At 70.5% G+C, this 14,756-nt stretch carries 10 protein-coding genes; 4 read left to right on the top strand and 6 right to left on the bottom strand.

Features of this window, described 5'->3' with window-relative positions; translation table 11 throughout:
- Together rfbD and VFQ84_RS06870 are read left to right on the top strand one after the other, a co-directional pair.
- On the top strand, window positions 1-819 hold an 819-nt coding region (rfbD, locus tag VFQ84_RS06865; RefSeq protein ID WP_325130564.1), incomplete at its 5' end, for a dTDP-4-dehydrorhamnose reductase.
- Between the two features lie 104 nt (window positions 820-923).
- A complete protein-coding gene (locus tag VFQ84_RS06870) occupies window positions 924-2,927 on the top strand; it encodes a S9 family peptidase (protein ID WP_325130565.1) in 2,004 nt (667 codons plus the stop codon).
- 1,116 nt (window positions 2,928-4,043) lie between these two features.
- On the opposite strand, the gene VFQ84_RS06875 is transcribed toward VFQ84_RS06870, so the two are convergent.
- Window positions 4,044-5,759: an oligopeptide:H+ symporter gene (locus VFQ84_RS06875; RefSeq protein ID WP_325130567.1), complete on the bottom strand. Its 1,716-nt coding sequence runs from the start codon at window positions 5,757-5,759 to the stop codon at window positions 4,044-4,046.
- Between the two features lie 113 nt (window positions 5,760-5,872).
- On the opposite strand from VFQ84_RS06875, the gene VFQ84_RS06880 reads away from it, so the two are divergent.
- The gene (locus VFQ84_RS06880) at window positions 5,873-7,936 is read left to right on the top strand and encodes a S9 family peptidase (RefSeq protein ID WP_325130569.1); all 2,064 of its coding nucleotides are present in this window, start codon (window positions 5,873-5,875) and stop codon (window positions 7,934-7,936) included.
- A gap of 7 nt (window positions 7,937-7,943) precedes the next feature.
- Entirely contained in the window at window positions 7,944-8,696 is a 753-nt protein-coding gene (locus VFQ84_RS06885) for a helix-turn-helix domain-containing protein (RefSeq protein WP_325130571.1), read from the top strand.
- Window positions 8,697-9,325: 629 nt separating this feature from the next.
- On the opposite strand, the gene VFQ84_RS06890 is transcribed toward VFQ84_RS06885, so the two are convergent.
- Genes VFQ84_RS06890 through VFQ84_RS06910 form a run of 5 tightly spaced genes read right to left on the bottom strand, consistent with a single transcriptional unit; the run spans window position 9,326 to window position 14,754 of the window.
- On the bottom strand, window positions 9,326-10,042 hold the full coding sequence (locus tag VFQ84_RS06890) for a sulfite exporter TauE/SafE family protein (RefSeq protein WP_325130573.1): 717 nt from the start codon (window positions 10,040-10,042) through the stop codon (window positions 9,326-9,328).
- Entirely contained in the window at window positions 10,042-10,335 is a 294-nt protein-coding gene (gene ccoS / locus VFQ84_RS06895; RefSeq protein WP_325130575.1) for a cbb3-type cytochrome oxidase assembly protein CcoS, read from the bottom strand. The genes VFQ84_RS06890 and ccoS overlap by 1 nt, the downstream gene beginning before the upstream one ends.
- Window positions 10,332-12,707: a heavy metal translocating P-type ATPase gene (locus VFQ84_RS06900; protein WP_325130576.1), complete on the bottom strand. Its 2,376-nt coding sequence runs from the start codon at window positions 12,705-12,707 to the stop codon at window positions 10,332-10,334. The genes ccoS and VFQ84_RS06900 overlap by 4 nt, the downstream gene beginning before the upstream one ends.
- Complete coding sequence (locus VFQ84_RS06905; protein ID WP_325130577.1) at window positions 12,704-13,201, bottom strand: FixH family protein; 498 nt, start codon at window positions 13,199-13,201, stop codon at window positions 12,704-12,706. Before VFQ84_RS06905 ends, VFQ84_RS06900 begins: the two co-directional genes overlap by 4 nt.
- Entirely contained in the window at window positions 13,198-14,754 is a 1,557-nt protein-coding gene (locus VFQ84_RS06910) for a 4Fe-4S dicluster domain-containing protein (RefSeq protein WP_325130579.1), read from the bottom strand. Before VFQ84_RS06910 ends, VFQ84_RS06905 begins: the two co-directional genes overlap by 4 nt.
- Between the last annotated feature and the right edge of the window lie 2 nt (window positions 14,755-14,756).

Raw genomic sequence — 14,756 nt, forward strand, 5'->3', positions numbered from 1 at the left:
AGCGGCCAGCTGCCCGACGGCGGCGCCTGCCTCGTGGCCGATTTCGCCGACCCGGCCAGCCTGCCGGCGCTGGTGGAAGCCACCGCGCCGGACTGGGTCATCAATGCCGCGGCCTATACCGCCGTCGACCGCGCCGAGGACGAGCCCGCGCTGGCCCACCGCATCAATGCCGAGGCCCCGGGCCAGCTGGCCCGCGCCTGCGCCGCGGCCGGCATCCCGCTGGTGCACCTGTCCACCGACTACGTCTTCGACGGCAGCGCCCGCCGCCCGCTGCGGGAATCGGACCCGGTGGCGCCGCTCGGGGCCTACGGCCTGGGCAAATGGCAGGGCGAGGAAGCGGTGCGCGCCAGCGGCGCCCGCCACCGCATCCTGCGCCTGAGCTGGGTCTACGCCGCGCGCGGCGGCAATTTCCTGCTCACCATGCTGCGGCTGGCGCGTGAACGCGGCCACCTGCGCGTGGTGGCCGACCAGGTCGGCGCGCCCACCGCCGCCCATCGCATCGCCGCAGCCATCGCCGGCAGCCTGGCGACGGCGCCGGAGGCCAGCGGCACCTGGCACCTCGCGGCCGACGGCGAATGCAGCTGGCACGGGTTCGCCGCGGCCATCTTCGAGGGCGCCGTGGCCCGCGGCCTGCTGCCCGCCGCGCCGGGGCTGGAGGCGATCACCAGCGACCAGTACCCGACCCGCGCCCGCCGCCCGGCTTATTCAAGGCTCGACTCCAGCGCGTTCACGCGGGACTTCGGCCTTCACCTTGGTGACTGGCGTGAGGGACTGTCGGACGTGCTGGATGAACTTGCAGCCGCCGGGCGCGCGACCTAACCTTCGGGGGTGGGGTCGCGTCGAAGCACCTGGCGCTGCCCATCCGATGCCGGCCGAAGACCGGACCAAGCCGCAACACCGCGCACTGATTCCTGGGGAGTACCATGAAAACCGCAATTGCGATGATCGGCCTGTTGGCCGCAAGCAGCCACGCCGCGGAGCTTCCGCCGGTCGAAGACTTCGTCCGCCAGCCCGTCTATTCCAGCGCCCGCATCTCGCCGGGCGGTGACTACCTGGCCCTGCTGGTGGACCGCGGCGAACAGGACGTGGTCACCGTGCTGCGCATGTCCGACCTGAGCGTGATGAAGATCAACCAGCTGCCCGACAACAAGTCGGCCGCCGGCATCCGCTGGATCGGCGACGACCGCCTGGTGTTCACCGCCATCCGCAAGTTCGGCGGCTTCGCCGCGCCGTTCGGCACCGGCGAGTGGTTCGCCGTGAACGCCGACGGCACCAAGCCCGAGGCTTTCATCTTCTACGGCAGCCGCGGCGTCACCGAGCAGCGCAAGACCGTGGGCAACCAGAGCTTCAGCATGCTCGACCCGCTGATCGACGATCCGCGCAACGTGCTGATGCAGGCGAGCTACCCGCGCAGCAACGAAGGCGCCGGCACCGAGGTGTTCATGGTCGACACCGTCTCCGGCTCCCGCAAGTCGCTCGGCCGCGCGCCGCGCGAGAACTGCGGCCTGGTGCTGGACGAGAAGAAGGAAGTCCGTTACGCCGTCTGCTACGACCAGACCGACGACCAGGGTCGCTACGACCCGTCGTCCGAGCTGCATCGCCGCAATGACGACGGCTCCTGGAGCCTGGTCAACAACGGCGAGCGCGGCGGCAAGCAGCTGCGCGTGATGGGCACCGACAAGAGCGGCACCATCTACGCGATGGCCGACGACGGCAAGGCCCCGCCGGCCTTCGGCACGCTCGACGCCAGCACCGGCGAGTTCCGCCAGGTGTTCAAGGACGAGGTCTCCGAGGTCTCGAACTGGATCAGCTCGCCGACCGACGAGACCGTGCTGGCCGTGGTCACCGAAGCCGGTGCGCCGCGCGTCACCCTGGTCAACGAAGAGCATCCCGACGCCCAGCTGTACGCGTCGCTGGCCGGCGCGTTCCCGGGCCAGATGGTCAACTTCTCCAGCGCTACCCGCGACGGCAAGCAGATCATCGTCTCGGTCTACAGCGACAAGAACCCGGGCGAGCTGTACCTCTTCGACCGCACTTCGGGCAAGGCCCGGTTCCTGCTCAAGAGCCGCGACTGGATCGATCCGAGCCAGTCGGCCAGCATCCGTCCGTTCAACTTCAAGTCGCGCGACGGCCTGACCATCCACGGCTACCTGACCCTGCCCAAGGACAGCGCGGGCAAGAAGCTGCCGATGATCGTGATGCCGCACGGCGGCCCGATGGGTCCGCGTGACAACTGGGGCTACAACGGCGAGACGCAGCTGTTCGCCAGCCGCGGCTACGCGGTGCTGCAGATCAACTTCCGCGGCTCGGGCGGCTTCGGCAAGGCCTTCCAGGACATGGCCTACGGCCAGTGGCACACCGGCATCATGAACGACATCATCGACGGCACGAACTGGGCGATCCAGGACGGCGTCGCCGACGCCAACCGCATCTGCATCTACGGCGGCAGCTTCGGTGGCTACGCCTCGCTGATGGCGCCGGCGCGTGCGCCGGACCTGTTCAGCTGTGCGTTCGGCTACGTTGGCATGTACGACGCGCAGATCCAGATGAAGCTCAGCGACACCAGCAAGAGCGACGGCGGCATGCGCTATCTCTCGCGCGCCTTCGGCGCCACCCGCGCCGAGCAGGACGCGATGTCGCCCATCACCTACGCCGATCGGATCAAGGTGCCGGTGATGCTGGCCGCGGGTGCCCGTGACCCGCGCTGCCCGCCGGAGCACACCGAGGCGATGTTCGCGGCGCTTGAGAAGGCCGGCAACAAGCCCGAGGACATGATCATCGCGTCGGGCGAGATGCACGGCTTCTACAAGCTCGAGAACAACGTCGACCTGTACACCCGGATGCTGGCCTTCTTCGGCCGCCACATCGGCGGCTCGGTCGAGGTCGGCGACGTCGAGACCGAGCGCCAGGCCAGCACGGCGAACTAAGCCGGCCGGTGGTCCACCCCTGTAAACGGCGCCTTCGGGCGCCGTTTCCTTTTGGGGTCATCGGGACCACCGTGACTTCGGTACCGCCGTGATGGTCGGGACCGCCGTGACGGTCGTGACCGCCGGCACCGCGAAGTGCGAGGGCACTTTCTGCTCGGTGAAGCCTTTTATCTCCCAGAAAGTGCCCTCGCACTTCGCGGCACCGGCGGTGGCGGCGTTCCTGTCGCCCAACGGAAGGCCCGCGGCGGCGCGCTCCGATGCTTACGCGTGGACGGTCCGGACCGAGGCCGAGCATTTTTCTTGCGGATCCGGTGGGCTGAACAGGTCGAGGCCCGAGGGTGGGGCACGGCCTATCGCGGCGTGTCCCTTCGGACACTGGAAGGGGCTTCGGGGCCAGCGTGGAAGGTGGCCAGCGTGCGAGGCCTCGCCGCCCGGCGGCGGGGGAGGGGGCAAGGCGAAAAGCCGCGTGGCAGCTCGTGATTTCGTGGGTCGCCGGGAGGACTATCTGCCTCGTCGGTTGGCAGCGGCACGTTCATTGCGCCCATCCACCCTGACCGTCCCGATCGGGGCAGTTTCGATGGACGGTTCCACTGGGGTCTTCCCGCAGGTCACGCGAGCGAGCCCGGTCCGGCCAAAGCCGCCCCTGTCGACGAACGCCGGATGCGGCTCTTTACCCTTGCACCGAAACCACACCCGCCGCCGGGCGGCGAGGACTCCCGCACTAGCGACCTTCCACGCTGGCCAAGGCGCCCCTTCCAGTGTCCGAAGGGACACGCCGAGATAGGCCAAGACCCGGCCCGTGCCTGGATCTGCTTAGCCCACCGGATCCGCAAGAAAGATGCCCAGCCTTGGTCCGGATCACCCACGCGTAAGCATCGCAGCGCGCCGCCACGGGCCTTCCGCGGGGCCTCCAATCGACCCCCACCGGAGATGCCGCGAAGTGCGAAGGCACTTTCTGGGAGATAAAAGGCCGTCCGAGCAGAAAGTGCCTTCGCACTTCGCGGTATCGCCGGTCCCGACAATTCGCGGTATCGCCGGTCCCGACACTTCGCGGAGTCGCCAGCACCGGCGCGGGCGAGGTCGTCGCCGGCCCCGGAACCCGAGGCCGGCCCCGCTTTACTTGATGCCGTGCATCCAGCGCTTGACCAGCGGCGAGAGCACCAGGAACAGCAGGCCCGAACCGACGCCCACCCACAGCATGATCTCGAACAGATGCGAGTAGGTCGCCCCCGCCTGCGCCATGTCGATCGCCTGGCCCTCCACCCGATCGATCGACGCCAGCTTGCCGAACTGCGCCGCCAGTACCTCCGAATAGGCCGTCGCCAGCCAGAACGCACCCATCATCAGCCCGACCACCCGCGCCACCGACAGCTGCGTGACCGCCGACAGACCGATCGGCGACAGACACATCTCGCCGATCTCCAGGATGAAGTAGGCCAACACCAGCCACCACACGCTGGCCATGACCCCACTCGACGCCGCGTCCGCGGCGGCGATCATCGGCAGGAATGCCAGCCCGGCCGCCACCAGCCCGATCGCCATCTTGGCCGGCTTGCTCGGATTCATGCCCCGCTTCTCCAGCCACGGCCACAGCCACGCAAACACAGGCGACAGGATCACGATGAAGAACGCACCCAGGAAGGTCAGCGAACCGGCCGTCTGCGGCACCAGCACCACGTCGTGCGTGATCGCCACCACCAGGCCCAGCACCAGCAGCCCGACCAGGCCCTTGGCCAGCCCGTCCCGGCCTTTGTCGCTCGCCATCAGGGCCGCGATCATCAGCACCGGGCTCAGGCCGAGCGAATAGATCGCCCACGGCAGCGTCGGCACGTAGTCCCCCGCCACCTGCCCGAACAGGTCCTTGGTGAGCATGCGGTCGGTGAACGTGACCCAGGAGCCGTAGGTCTGCTCGTAAAGGGTGAAGAACACCAGCACGCCGACGATCAGCACGACCAGCGCGATCATCTGCTCGCGCTCGACCTTGCTGCACTTCTTGACCAGGAACCAGATGAACCAGCCAACGAAGGCCAGCGCGATCAGGTGCATCGCGCCGTGCACGGTCCAGGTGCGCTGGATCAGCTGCCAGACCAGCAGCACGCCGCCCACGCTGCCCAGGTAGATCAGCCACTCGCGCGAGAGCGGCCCGACCTTCTCGCGCAGTAGCGCCGGATCGTTCGGCTCGGCGTGGCCAAGCAGGTATTTCTGGCCCCAGATGAACATCACCAGGCCCGCGATCATGCCGATGCCGGCGGCGCCGAAGCCGTACTTCCAGCCGTAGGTCTCGCCCAGGAAGGCGCAGACCAGGCTGGCGAACATCGCGCCGACGTTGATGCCGGCATAGAACAGCGTGAAGCCCGAATCCAGGCGCGGGTCGTTCTTCGGGTAAAGCCGGCCGACGATGGTCGAGATGTTCGGCTTCAGGAAGCCCACGCCCATGATGATCAGCGCCAGCGACAGGTAGAACACCTGCAGCGCCGCCTCGTCCCGGACCACCACGCCGTCGACGATCCGGGCCTGCTCGCCCTCGAACGCCATGCCGATGTGCCCCAGCACCAGCAGCACGCCGCCCAGCACCACGGCCTTGCGCATGCCCAGGTAACGGTCGGCCAGCAGGCCGCCGATGACCGGCACCGCGTACACCAGGCCACCGTAGGCGCCCAGCAGGTCGTAGCCGGCGTCGTCCGCGAACAGGTGGTACTTGAGGATGTAAAGCAGCAGCAGCGCCTTCATGCCGTAGAAGGAGAAGCGCTCCCACATTTCGGTGAAGAAGCAGACGAACAGGCCCTTGGGGTGGCCAAGGAAGTCGGTGGCGTGGGGTTGGGCAGCGCTCACGGCAGGCTCCGTCGGGTGAAGGTCCGAGTATAGCCATCCCTGTACCAAGGTCGCCTTTGCTTCCCCCGGCCCGGCTGCCTACCATGGGGGTCTCGCCACCGGAGGCCGAACCGATGACCCTGCGTCCCGCCCTGATCGCCCTGCTGCTGCCGGCCCTGCTGCCCGCCGCCAGCCAGGCCGCCCGTCCCTTCGATGCCCGCGACATGGTCACCCTGGACCGCGTGTCCTCGCCGACCCTGTCGCCCGACGGCCGCAAGCTGGTGGTGGCGGTGCGCGAGGTCGACTTCGCCGCCAACAAGGCCAGCGCCGGCCTGTGGATCGAGGACCTGCTGGCCCGCGACGCCGCGCCGCCGGTCCGCTTCACCGCCGAGGGCATGAGCGTCAACAGCCCGGCGTTCTCGCCCGATGGCGCCCAGGTCTACTTCCTCAGCGCCCAGTCCGGCTCGCAGCAGCTCTGGAAGCAGGCGGTGGCCGGCGGCGACGCGGTCCAGGTCACCGACTTCCCGCTCGACATCGGCAGCTACAAGCTCGCGCCCGACGGCCGCTCGGTGGCGGTGAGCTTCGAAGTGTTCCCGGACTGCGCCGACCTGGCCTGCACCCAGGCGCGACTGGAGCAGACCGCCGCCGCCAAGACCACCGGCGTGGTCTACGACAAGCTCTTCGTCCGCCATTGGGACACCTGGCAGGACGGCCGCGTGAACCAGCTGTTCGTTGCCCGCTTCGGCGCCGACGGCAAGGCCACCGGCGAGCCCGTGCGGCTGGCCGCCAGCGTCGTGGGCGACATCCCCTCCAAGCCCTTCGGCGACGCCAGCGAGTACACCTGGGCACCGGACGGCCAGTCGATCGTCTACAGCGTGCGCGCCGCCGACCGCAGCGAGGCCTGGTCGACCAACTTCGACCTGCACCGGGTCTGGGTGAACGCCCGCCGGGCGCCCCAGAACCTGACCGCCGGCAACCCGGCCATGGACACCGGCCCGGTGTTCAGCGCCGACGGCAAGACCCTCTACTACCGCGCGATGAAGCGCCCCGGCTTCGAGGCCGACCGCCTGGCGCTGATGGCCATGGACCTGCGCACCGGCAAGGCCCGCGAGATCGCCCCCGGCTGGGACCGCTCCGCCAGTGACGCGACGCTGTCCGCCGACGGCAAGTACCTCTACACGACCACCGACGACGTCGGCACCCACCCGCTGTACCGGGTCGAGATCGCCACCGGCGAAGCCACCAAGGTGGTCCCGGGCGGCACCCTGGCCGGCTACGACCTCGTCGGCAACACCCTCGCCTACGTGGTCAGCGACCTCGACACCCCCGGCCAGGCCTTCGTGGCCCGCGCCGACGGCAGTGCCGCGCGCCAGGTCACCCGCGCCAACGAAGAAGCGCTCAAGGACATCGCCTTCGGCGCATTCGAGCAGTTCAGCTTCAAGGGCTGGAACGACGAGACCGTCTACGGCTACGTGGTCAAGCCGGTGGGCTACGAGGAAGGCAAGCAGTACCCGGTCGCCTTCCTGATCCACGGCGGCCCGCAGGGCAGCTTCGGCGACAACTTCCACTACCGCTGGAACGCGCAGACCTACGCGGGCCAGGGCTTCGCGGTGGTGATGATCGACTTCCACGGCTCCACCGGCTACGGCCAGGCCTTCACCGACTCGATCTCGCAGGACTGGGGCGGCAAGCCGCTCGAGGACCTGAAGAAGGGCTGGGCCTTCGCCCAGGAGAAGTACGCCTTCCTCGACGGCGACCGCGCCTGCGCGCTGGGCGGCAGCTACGGCGGCTACATGGTGGCCTGGATCGCCGGCAACTGGCCGGACGGCTTCAAGTGCCTGGTCAACCACGCCGGCGTCTTCGACACCCGCATGATGGGCTTCAACACCGAGGAGCTGTGGTTCAGCGAGTGGGAAAACGGCGGCACGCCGGCGCAGGTCCCGGAGAACTACGAGCAGTTCAACCCGCGCAACCACGTCGGCCAGTGGAAGGCGCCGATGCTGGTCATCCACGGCCAGAAGGACTACCGCGTGCTGGTCGAGCAGGGCCTGGCGGCGTTCAGCGCCGCGCAGCGCCAGGGCGTCGAGAGCCAGCTGCTGGTGTATCCGGACGAGAACCACTGGATCCTCAAGCCGCACAACAGCGTGCAGTGGCACGACGTGGTGAACGACTGGCTCAAGCGCTGGACGGCGGAGTAAGCGATCCATGAGTGCCCAGGTCGTCGACCTCGACCGGCTGCGCAAGAGCTGCGCGCAGTGTTCGCTGCACGTGCTGTGCCTGCCGGCCGGCATCGGCGGCGACGACCTGCAGCAGCTCGACGAGATCGTGCGCAACAAGCGGCCGCTGGAGCAGGGCGAGACCCTGTTCCGGGCGGGCCAGCACCTGGGCTCGCTGTTCGTGGCGCGCGAAGGTGCGTTCAAGACGGTGGCCACCAACCAGGACGGCGACGTGCAGGTGATCGGTTTCCACCTGCCCGGCGAGCTGATGGGCCTGGATGCGCTGGGCAGCGGCCACCACGCCTGCGAGGCGCAGGCGCTGACCCGGGCCACGGTCTGCGAGATCCCGCTCACGCAGCTCGAGGGCGTGTGCGCGAAGGTGCCGGGCCTGCAGCACCAGCTGCTGCGCATCATCGGGCAGGGCATCAACCGGGACCAGACGCACATGGAAATGCTGGGCCGCCGGCAGGCGCCGGAGCGGCTGGCGCTGTTCCTGCATGGGCTGTCGGAGCGCTACAAGCTGCTGGGCCGTCCGGGCGACCAGTTCATGCTGCCGATGAGTCGGGAGGACATCGCCAGTTACCTGGGCATGGTCATCGAAACGGTCAGCCGCACGCTGACCAAGATGCAGGAAGACGGCATCATCTCGGTCCGCGGCCGCCAGCTGCAGATCCTCGACCCGGCGCGCCTGGACGCCATGGTCCACGGCCCGGCCAAGCCCGCCCACCGCGCCCATCCCTGAGGCAGCGTGCGCTTTGCGCACGAATTGCCTGGCCTAGCGGCAGCGCTGGGTTCCGCGGAGGCGCCTGGTACCAGGGAAGCGCTTGGCGTTACGGCAGCGCTTGACGTCACGGCAGCGCTTGGCGTTACGGCAGCGCCGCCCTGCAACGATAGGGTTCGCCGCCCGCCCTTCAACACGGCGTCCTGCCCATTGAAGGGCGGCCGTTACGGCCTCCTGCCTCCACTTCGTCGAACCCTATCGTCGCAGGGCGTCGCCCCGACCGCCGGTAGTAGATTGGAAGGAGGTCAAGGGCAGAGGCAGGGGCAAGAGCACGGGCAAGAGCAAACGCCAGCGCAATGGCGTTTGCTGGCGCCGTGCAAGATCACAAGCGACGGCGCCTCGTTGAGGCAAGCTGGCCACGAGCGAAACGCTCGCATGACTTTCGCTTTCCTCTGTTGATTTTCATCCGATGTGCGATCGACGGTCGGGGCGCCGTCCTGCGACGACGTAGTTCGACGAAGTGGAGGCAGGAAGCCGGAACGGCCGCCACTCAATGGACAGGACGTCGTGTTGAGTGGCGGTCGGCGAACTACGTCGTTGCAGGGCGGCGCTGCCAGAACGCCACGTGTCGTGCGCCACGCGCGCGTGATTCAGAGGGAGCGGCAGCCGAGGGCGACGAGGACGTCGTGGATGGCGGGCTGGCGGGCGAGCCAGGGGCCGGCCATCGTGATCGCGCCGGCGAGGGCGATGACGATGGCGCCGGCGAGGCGCCAGCGGCGATGCTGGAGAAGGCCGCCGAGGCGACCGCCGGTCCACGTGATCGGCAGCATCGTGGCCAGCGTGCCGGTGCCGAAGGCGAGCATCAGCAGCGCGCCGTGCAGCGCGCTCGCTTCCAGCCAGGCGGCGGCCAGCATCGTTGTCGAGAGGCCGCAGGGCAGCCAGCCCCAGAACAGGCCCAGCACCCACGGACGCATCGGGCCGGCCGCGGGCACCACGCGCGCCTGGAGTGGCCGCAGCATCCGCCAGAACCACTGGCCGCCGCGCGCCACGAAGCCCAGCTTCGCCGGCCACACCAAGCGCAGCGCCGCGACCAGCAGCACCCCGCCCATGGCCACGCGCAACGAGGTGGCCAGTCCATCGAAGCGCGCCAGCGTCAGCAGGCCGCCGCCGAAACCGCCGACGAGGGCGCCCGCCAGCGTGTAGCCGAGCAGCCGGCCCCCGTTGAGCGCGAAGGCGGGGCCGAGTCCCGGCTTGGGCAGCGACGCCGCGAGGCCGGTGGCGATGCCGCCGCACATGGCCGCGCAATGCAGCCCGCCGAGCAGGCCGGTGAGCAGTGCCGCGGCAAGGACGGTGAGGTCGACCGGCATCACGGGTCCCGGTCGGGCGGCGCGGGGTCGTCGTTGCGTGCATTATCCCGGGGGAGCGTTTCGCTGCGCTTCGAATCGGCGCGCTTCGGTGCGGTGCGTTCGGGATCGGGCCGCGCCGGATCGACACGTGCGGCGTCGCGCCGTGGCGCGGGCCGCTCGTCGTCGCCCAGGATGTCGAGCGACGGCGTGTCCAGGTCGTCGAACTGGCCGCGCCGCACCGCCCACAGGAAGGCCGCGATCGCGACCAGCAGCAACAGCAGCGAGATCGGGACGAGCGCCAGCAGGATGTTCATCGCGCGGATTCCTCGAAGCGGCCCAGCCGCAGCGCATTGGCGGTGACCACCAGCGACGACGCCGCCATGCCCAGCGCGGCCAGTCCCGGCGTCACCCAACCCAGCGCCGCGAAGGGCAGGGCCACCAGATTGTAGGCCAGGGCCCAGCCCAGGTTCTGCCGGATCACGCGCTGCGTGCGGCGCGCCAGCACGATCGCCTGCGGCACGCGCACCAGGGAGGACCCGGTGAGCACCAGGTCGGCGGCCCGGTGCGCCAGCGGGGCGCCGTCGGCCATCGCCATCGAGACGTCGGCGCCGGCGAGCACCGGCGCGTCGTTGATGCCGTCGCCGAGCATCAGCACGCGGTGCCCGTCGGCCTGCAGGGCGCGCACGGCCGCGAGCTTTTGTTCGGGCGACTGGCGGGCGGCGTGGGCTTCGACGCCCAGCGCCTGCGCGGCGGCGGCCACGGCGGCGACGCCGTCGCCGCTGAGGATGCGCGGCGCCACGCCCAGCGCGCGCAGCGCCGCGATGGCGTCGCCGGCATCGGCGCGCAGCGGGTCGGCCAGGGTGAAGCGGGCGAGGCCGCGGCGGCCGTCGCCCAGCCAGAGCGCGCCGTCATCCTCGCGGCCCGCGGCGAAGTCGGCGCGGCCCAGGCGATGGTGCTCGCCGTCCACCACGCCCTCGATGCCGAGGCCCGGCCAGGCGCGCACCGCGGTGGCCGGCGCCACGTCGCGCCGGGCGAAGGCGGCGGCGATCGGGTGGCCGGCATCCTGTTCCAGTGCGGCGGCGACCGCGAGCCAGTGCGCGGGGTCGCCGCCGTCCAGGGCGTCGGCGCTGGCCAGCACCGGACGGCCGGTGCTCAGCGTGCCGGTCTTGTCCATCACCACGGTGTCGGCGCGCGCCAGTGATTCCAGCGCATCGGCGCCCAGCGCCAGCACGCCCATCCGCGCCAGCGTGCCGTGGGCGGTGGCGAGCGCGGCGGGCACCGCCAGCGACAGCGCGCAGGGGCAGCTGACCACCAGCACCGCCAGCGCCACTTCGAAGGCCCGCTCGGGTGCGAACTGCCACCACGCGAAGAACACCAGCGCCGCCACCAGGAACAGTGCCGACACGAAGCGCGTGGCCACCGCATCGGCTAGCCGCGCCACCCGCGGCCGCTGCGCCTGGGCCTGCTCCACCGCGCGCGTGAGCTGGGACAGGCGGGTGTCGCTGCCGGTCCGCTGCACCTGCAGCGCCGCGGCCTGTTCGCGGCAGACGCTGCCGGCATAAAGCGCGTCACCGGGCTGGCGCGCCACCGATACCGATTCACCGGTGAGCAGCGATTCGTCGAAGGAGGCCGCGGCCTCCAGCAGTTCGCCGTCGGCGGGCACGGCTTCGCCCACGCCCACCAGCACCACGTCGCCGGGCTGCAGGGCGGCCACCGGCACCTGCTCGCGGCCATCGCCGCTGCGGCGCCAGGCCAGGGCCGGCTGCGCCCGCGCCAGGGTGTCGAGCCGCGCGCTGGCCTGGCGCCGCGCCATCAGCTCCAGGAAGCGCGCGGCCAGCAGGAACAGCACGAACATCACCGCCGCGTCGTACCAGACGTGCCGCCCGGCGCGCAGCGTCTCGAACAGGCTGGCGAAATAGGCCAGCAGCACCGAACTCGCCACCAGCGTGTCCATGCCGGGCCGCCGGTGGCGCAGCTCCACCGCCATGCCGGCCAGGAACGGCCAGCCGGAGAAGAACACCACCGGCGTCGAGACCAGGAAGGTGATCCAGCGGAAGAAGTCGCGGGTGGCCGGCGCCATTTCGTTGGCGGTGTCGAGGTACAGCGCTTCGGCGAACATCATCGCCTGGGTGGCGCCCAGCACCGCCACGCCCAGGCGTGCGATCAGCCGGTTGCGCTCGCGCCGGCGCTCGCGCTCGGCGGCTTCGCCCTGGGCCAGGTGCGGGCGGTAGCCCAGCGCGGCCAGTCGCGACAGCAGCCGCGACAGCGGCGTGCGCACGGGGTCCCAGCCGATGCGGACGCGTCCGGTGATGGCATTGGCGCCGACCTCGACCACGCCGGGCTCGCGCACCAGGGCGCGGTCGATCAGCCAGGCGCAGGCGGCGCAGCGCATGCCCTCGACCACCACGGTGATCTGCCGGCCCGCGTCGGTCTGCACCACGTGGCCGGCCTGCACGTCGGCGCGGTCCCAGCTGCCGAAGTCGGCGGCATCCTCGTCCACGCGCGCGCCGTCCTGGCTGCGCAGGCGGTAGTAGTCGTCCAGGCCGGCGTCGGCGATCCACTGCGCGGCGGCGCCGCAGCCGTGGCAGCACACCGCCCGCGATTCAGCGGCGACGATGACGCGGGGAGGATCGGGGGGAAGGGGCTCGCCGCAGTGGAAGCAGGCGCTGCCGGCCGCAGGGTTCATTCGGCGCTGACCGCGGGCTCCAGCCGGACCGCGGTGTCGCCGGGGCGATAGCGACCGACCAGGCGCCAGCTGCCGTCGGCGGCGACCAGGCGCAGGTGCCAGGCCTCCTTGCCTACCAGCGGCCCGGGCGACTGCCAGCCGCGCGGATGCGGCGACAGCACCAGCTCGCGGTCCAGGCTCGACTCGATCGGATGCACCAGCTGCAGCCGCGGCGCCACCGGCCCGGACGCGGGCAGCACCTGCACCAGCACGCCGTCCGCACCGACCACGAGCTCGGCGCTCAGGCCCAGCCTGGCCGCCGCTTCATCCGGCGCCAGCGAGGTGACCTGCACCTGCGCGGTGCGCCGCACCTTGTCCGGGTGGCTATCCACGCCGCTTTCGCTGGCGGCCAGCCAAAGGGTCCAGAAGCCGGCGACGACGGTGGCGGCGGGAATGGCGATCATCAGCCAGGCCACCGGGTTGCGGTGCCACTGGCGCGGGGGCGCGTCGGTCATGGGCTCGGGCCGAAGAAGCGGGTTTCCTCGACAGCCTGCACGCCCTCGGCATCGCTGTCGACCACGAAGCGCAGGTCGGCGCGGCCGGTCACGCTGCCGGCCGGGGCGCGCAGCGTCACCGGCACCGTCAGCACTTCCTCGGCGGCGGCGGCGTGGGTGGCGCCGGCCTCGACCAGGACGATCGAGGGCGCGCCCTCGATGCGGACGGTGAACACGTGCGGGCGGTCTTCCTTGTTGACGATGCGCAGCAGGTAGCCGTTCTCGATGCTGCCGTCGGCGGCCACGCGGTAGAGCGCGTTGCGGTCGCGGATCACGTCCAGCAGCATCGGCGTGCGCGTGGCGATGCCCACGCCGAAGCCCACCAGCAGCAGGAGCAGCAGGGTGCCGTAGACGATGATGCGCGGCCGCAGGATGCGCGAAGGCTTGCCGTCGAGCGCGTTCTGGGTGGTGTTGCGGATCAGGCCGCGCGGATAGCCCATCTTGTCCATCACCGAATCGCAGGCGTCCACGCAGGCACCGCAGGCGATGCACTCGTACTGCAGGCCGTTGCGGATGTCGATGCCGGTCGGGCAGACCTGCACGCAGATGGTGCAGTCGATGCAGTCGCCCAGGTCCTCGGGCGTCGCCACCACGGGCGGCGGCGGCAGGCCTTCCTGCGCGTCCACCACCAGGCCGGTGGTGGCGCGGGCGCCGGCGTTGAGGTCGGCGGCGCTGCGATGCTGGGCCGCGTGCACCACCGCGCTGGTGGCCACGTCCATCGGCAGCAGGCCGCGGGCGCGCTGCAGCACGCTGGCCAGGGCGCTCTTCTTGCGGGCGCCGCGCGGCTCGCCGCGCATCGGGTCATAGGCGATGATCAGGGTGTTGCGGTCGAACATCGCGCTCTGGAAGCGCGCGTACGGGCACATGTACTTGCACACCTGCTCGCGCAGCACGCCGGCGTTGCCCCAGGTGGCCAGCGAGTAGAACAGCACCCAGAACACTTCCCAGCCGCCCCATTCGAACGGCACCAGGCGCATCGCCAGGTCGCGGATCGGGGTGAAGTAGCCGACGAAGGTGAAGCCGGTCCACAGCGCGAACACCAGCCACAGCACGTGCTTGCTGCCCTTGCGCAGCAGCTTGTCGCGGCTCCAGGGCGCGGCGTCGAGCTTCATCCGCTTGTTGCGGTCGCCCTCGGTCCAGCGCTCCATCCAGATGAAGACTTCCGTCCACACCGTCTGCGGGCAGGCGTAGCCACACCAGAGCCGGCCGGCGAGGGCGGTGAAGAAGAACAGCGTCAGGCCCGCCATGATCAGCAGCAGGGCCAGGTAGAAGAAGTCCTGCGGCCAGAAGCTGAGCCCGAACACGTAGAACTTGCGCGCCGGCAGGTCGAACAGCACCGCCTGGCGGTCGTCCCACTGCAGCCAGGCGAAGCCGTAGTACATGCCCAGCAGCCAGAACACGGCGGCCTTGCGCAGGGTCTGGAAGAAACCGCCCTGCTCGCGCGGGTAGACCTTGCGCTCGGAGACGTAGAGCCCGACCTCGTCCACCAGTTCGACGGGAATCTTGCCGGCCATCG

The organism is Arenimonas sp. (genome assembly GCF_035721105.1).
Classification (GTDB): Bacteria; Pseudomonadota; Gammaproteobacteria; order Xanthomonadales; family Xanthomonadaceae; genus Arenimonas.

What these genes read in the sequence shown, in the direction of transcription:
- VFQ84_RS06900 (WP_325130576.1), bottom strand. Translation starts at nt 12,707, where the DNA reads ATGAACCCTGCGGCCGGCAGCGCCTGCTTCCACTGCGGCGAGCCCCTT.
- VFQ84_RS06905 (WP_325130577.1), bottom strand. Translation starts at nt 13,201, where the DNA reads ATGACCGACGCGCCCCCGCGCCAGTGGCACCGCAACCCGGTGGCCTGG.
- VFQ84_RS06885 (WP_325130571.1), top strand. Translation starts at nt 7,944, where the DNA reads ATGAGTGCCCAGGTCGTCGACCTCGACCGGCTGCGCAAGAGCTGCGCG.
- VFQ84_RS06890 (WP_325130573.1), bottom strand. Translation starts at nt 10,042, where the DNA reads ATGCCGGTCGACCTCACCGTCCTTGCCGCGGCACTGCTCACCGGCCTG.
- VFQ84_RS06910 (WP_325130579.1), bottom strand. Translation starts at nt 14,754, where the DNA reads ATGGCCGGCAAGATTCCCGTCGAACTGGTGGACGAGGTCGGGCTCTAC.
- ccoS (WP_325130575.1), bottom strand. Translation starts at nt 10,335, where the DNA reads ATGAACATCCTGCTGGCGCTCGTCCCGATCTCGCTGCTGTTGCTGCTG.
- VFQ84_RS06880 (WP_325130569.1), top strand. Translation starts at nt 5,873, where the DNA reads ATGACCCTGCGTCCCGCCCTGATCGCCCTGCTGCTGCCGGCCCTGCTG.
- VFQ84_RS06870 (WP_325130565.1), top strand. Translation starts at nt 924, where the DNA reads ATGAAAACCGCAATTGCGATGATCGGCCTGTTGGCCGCAAGCAGCCAC.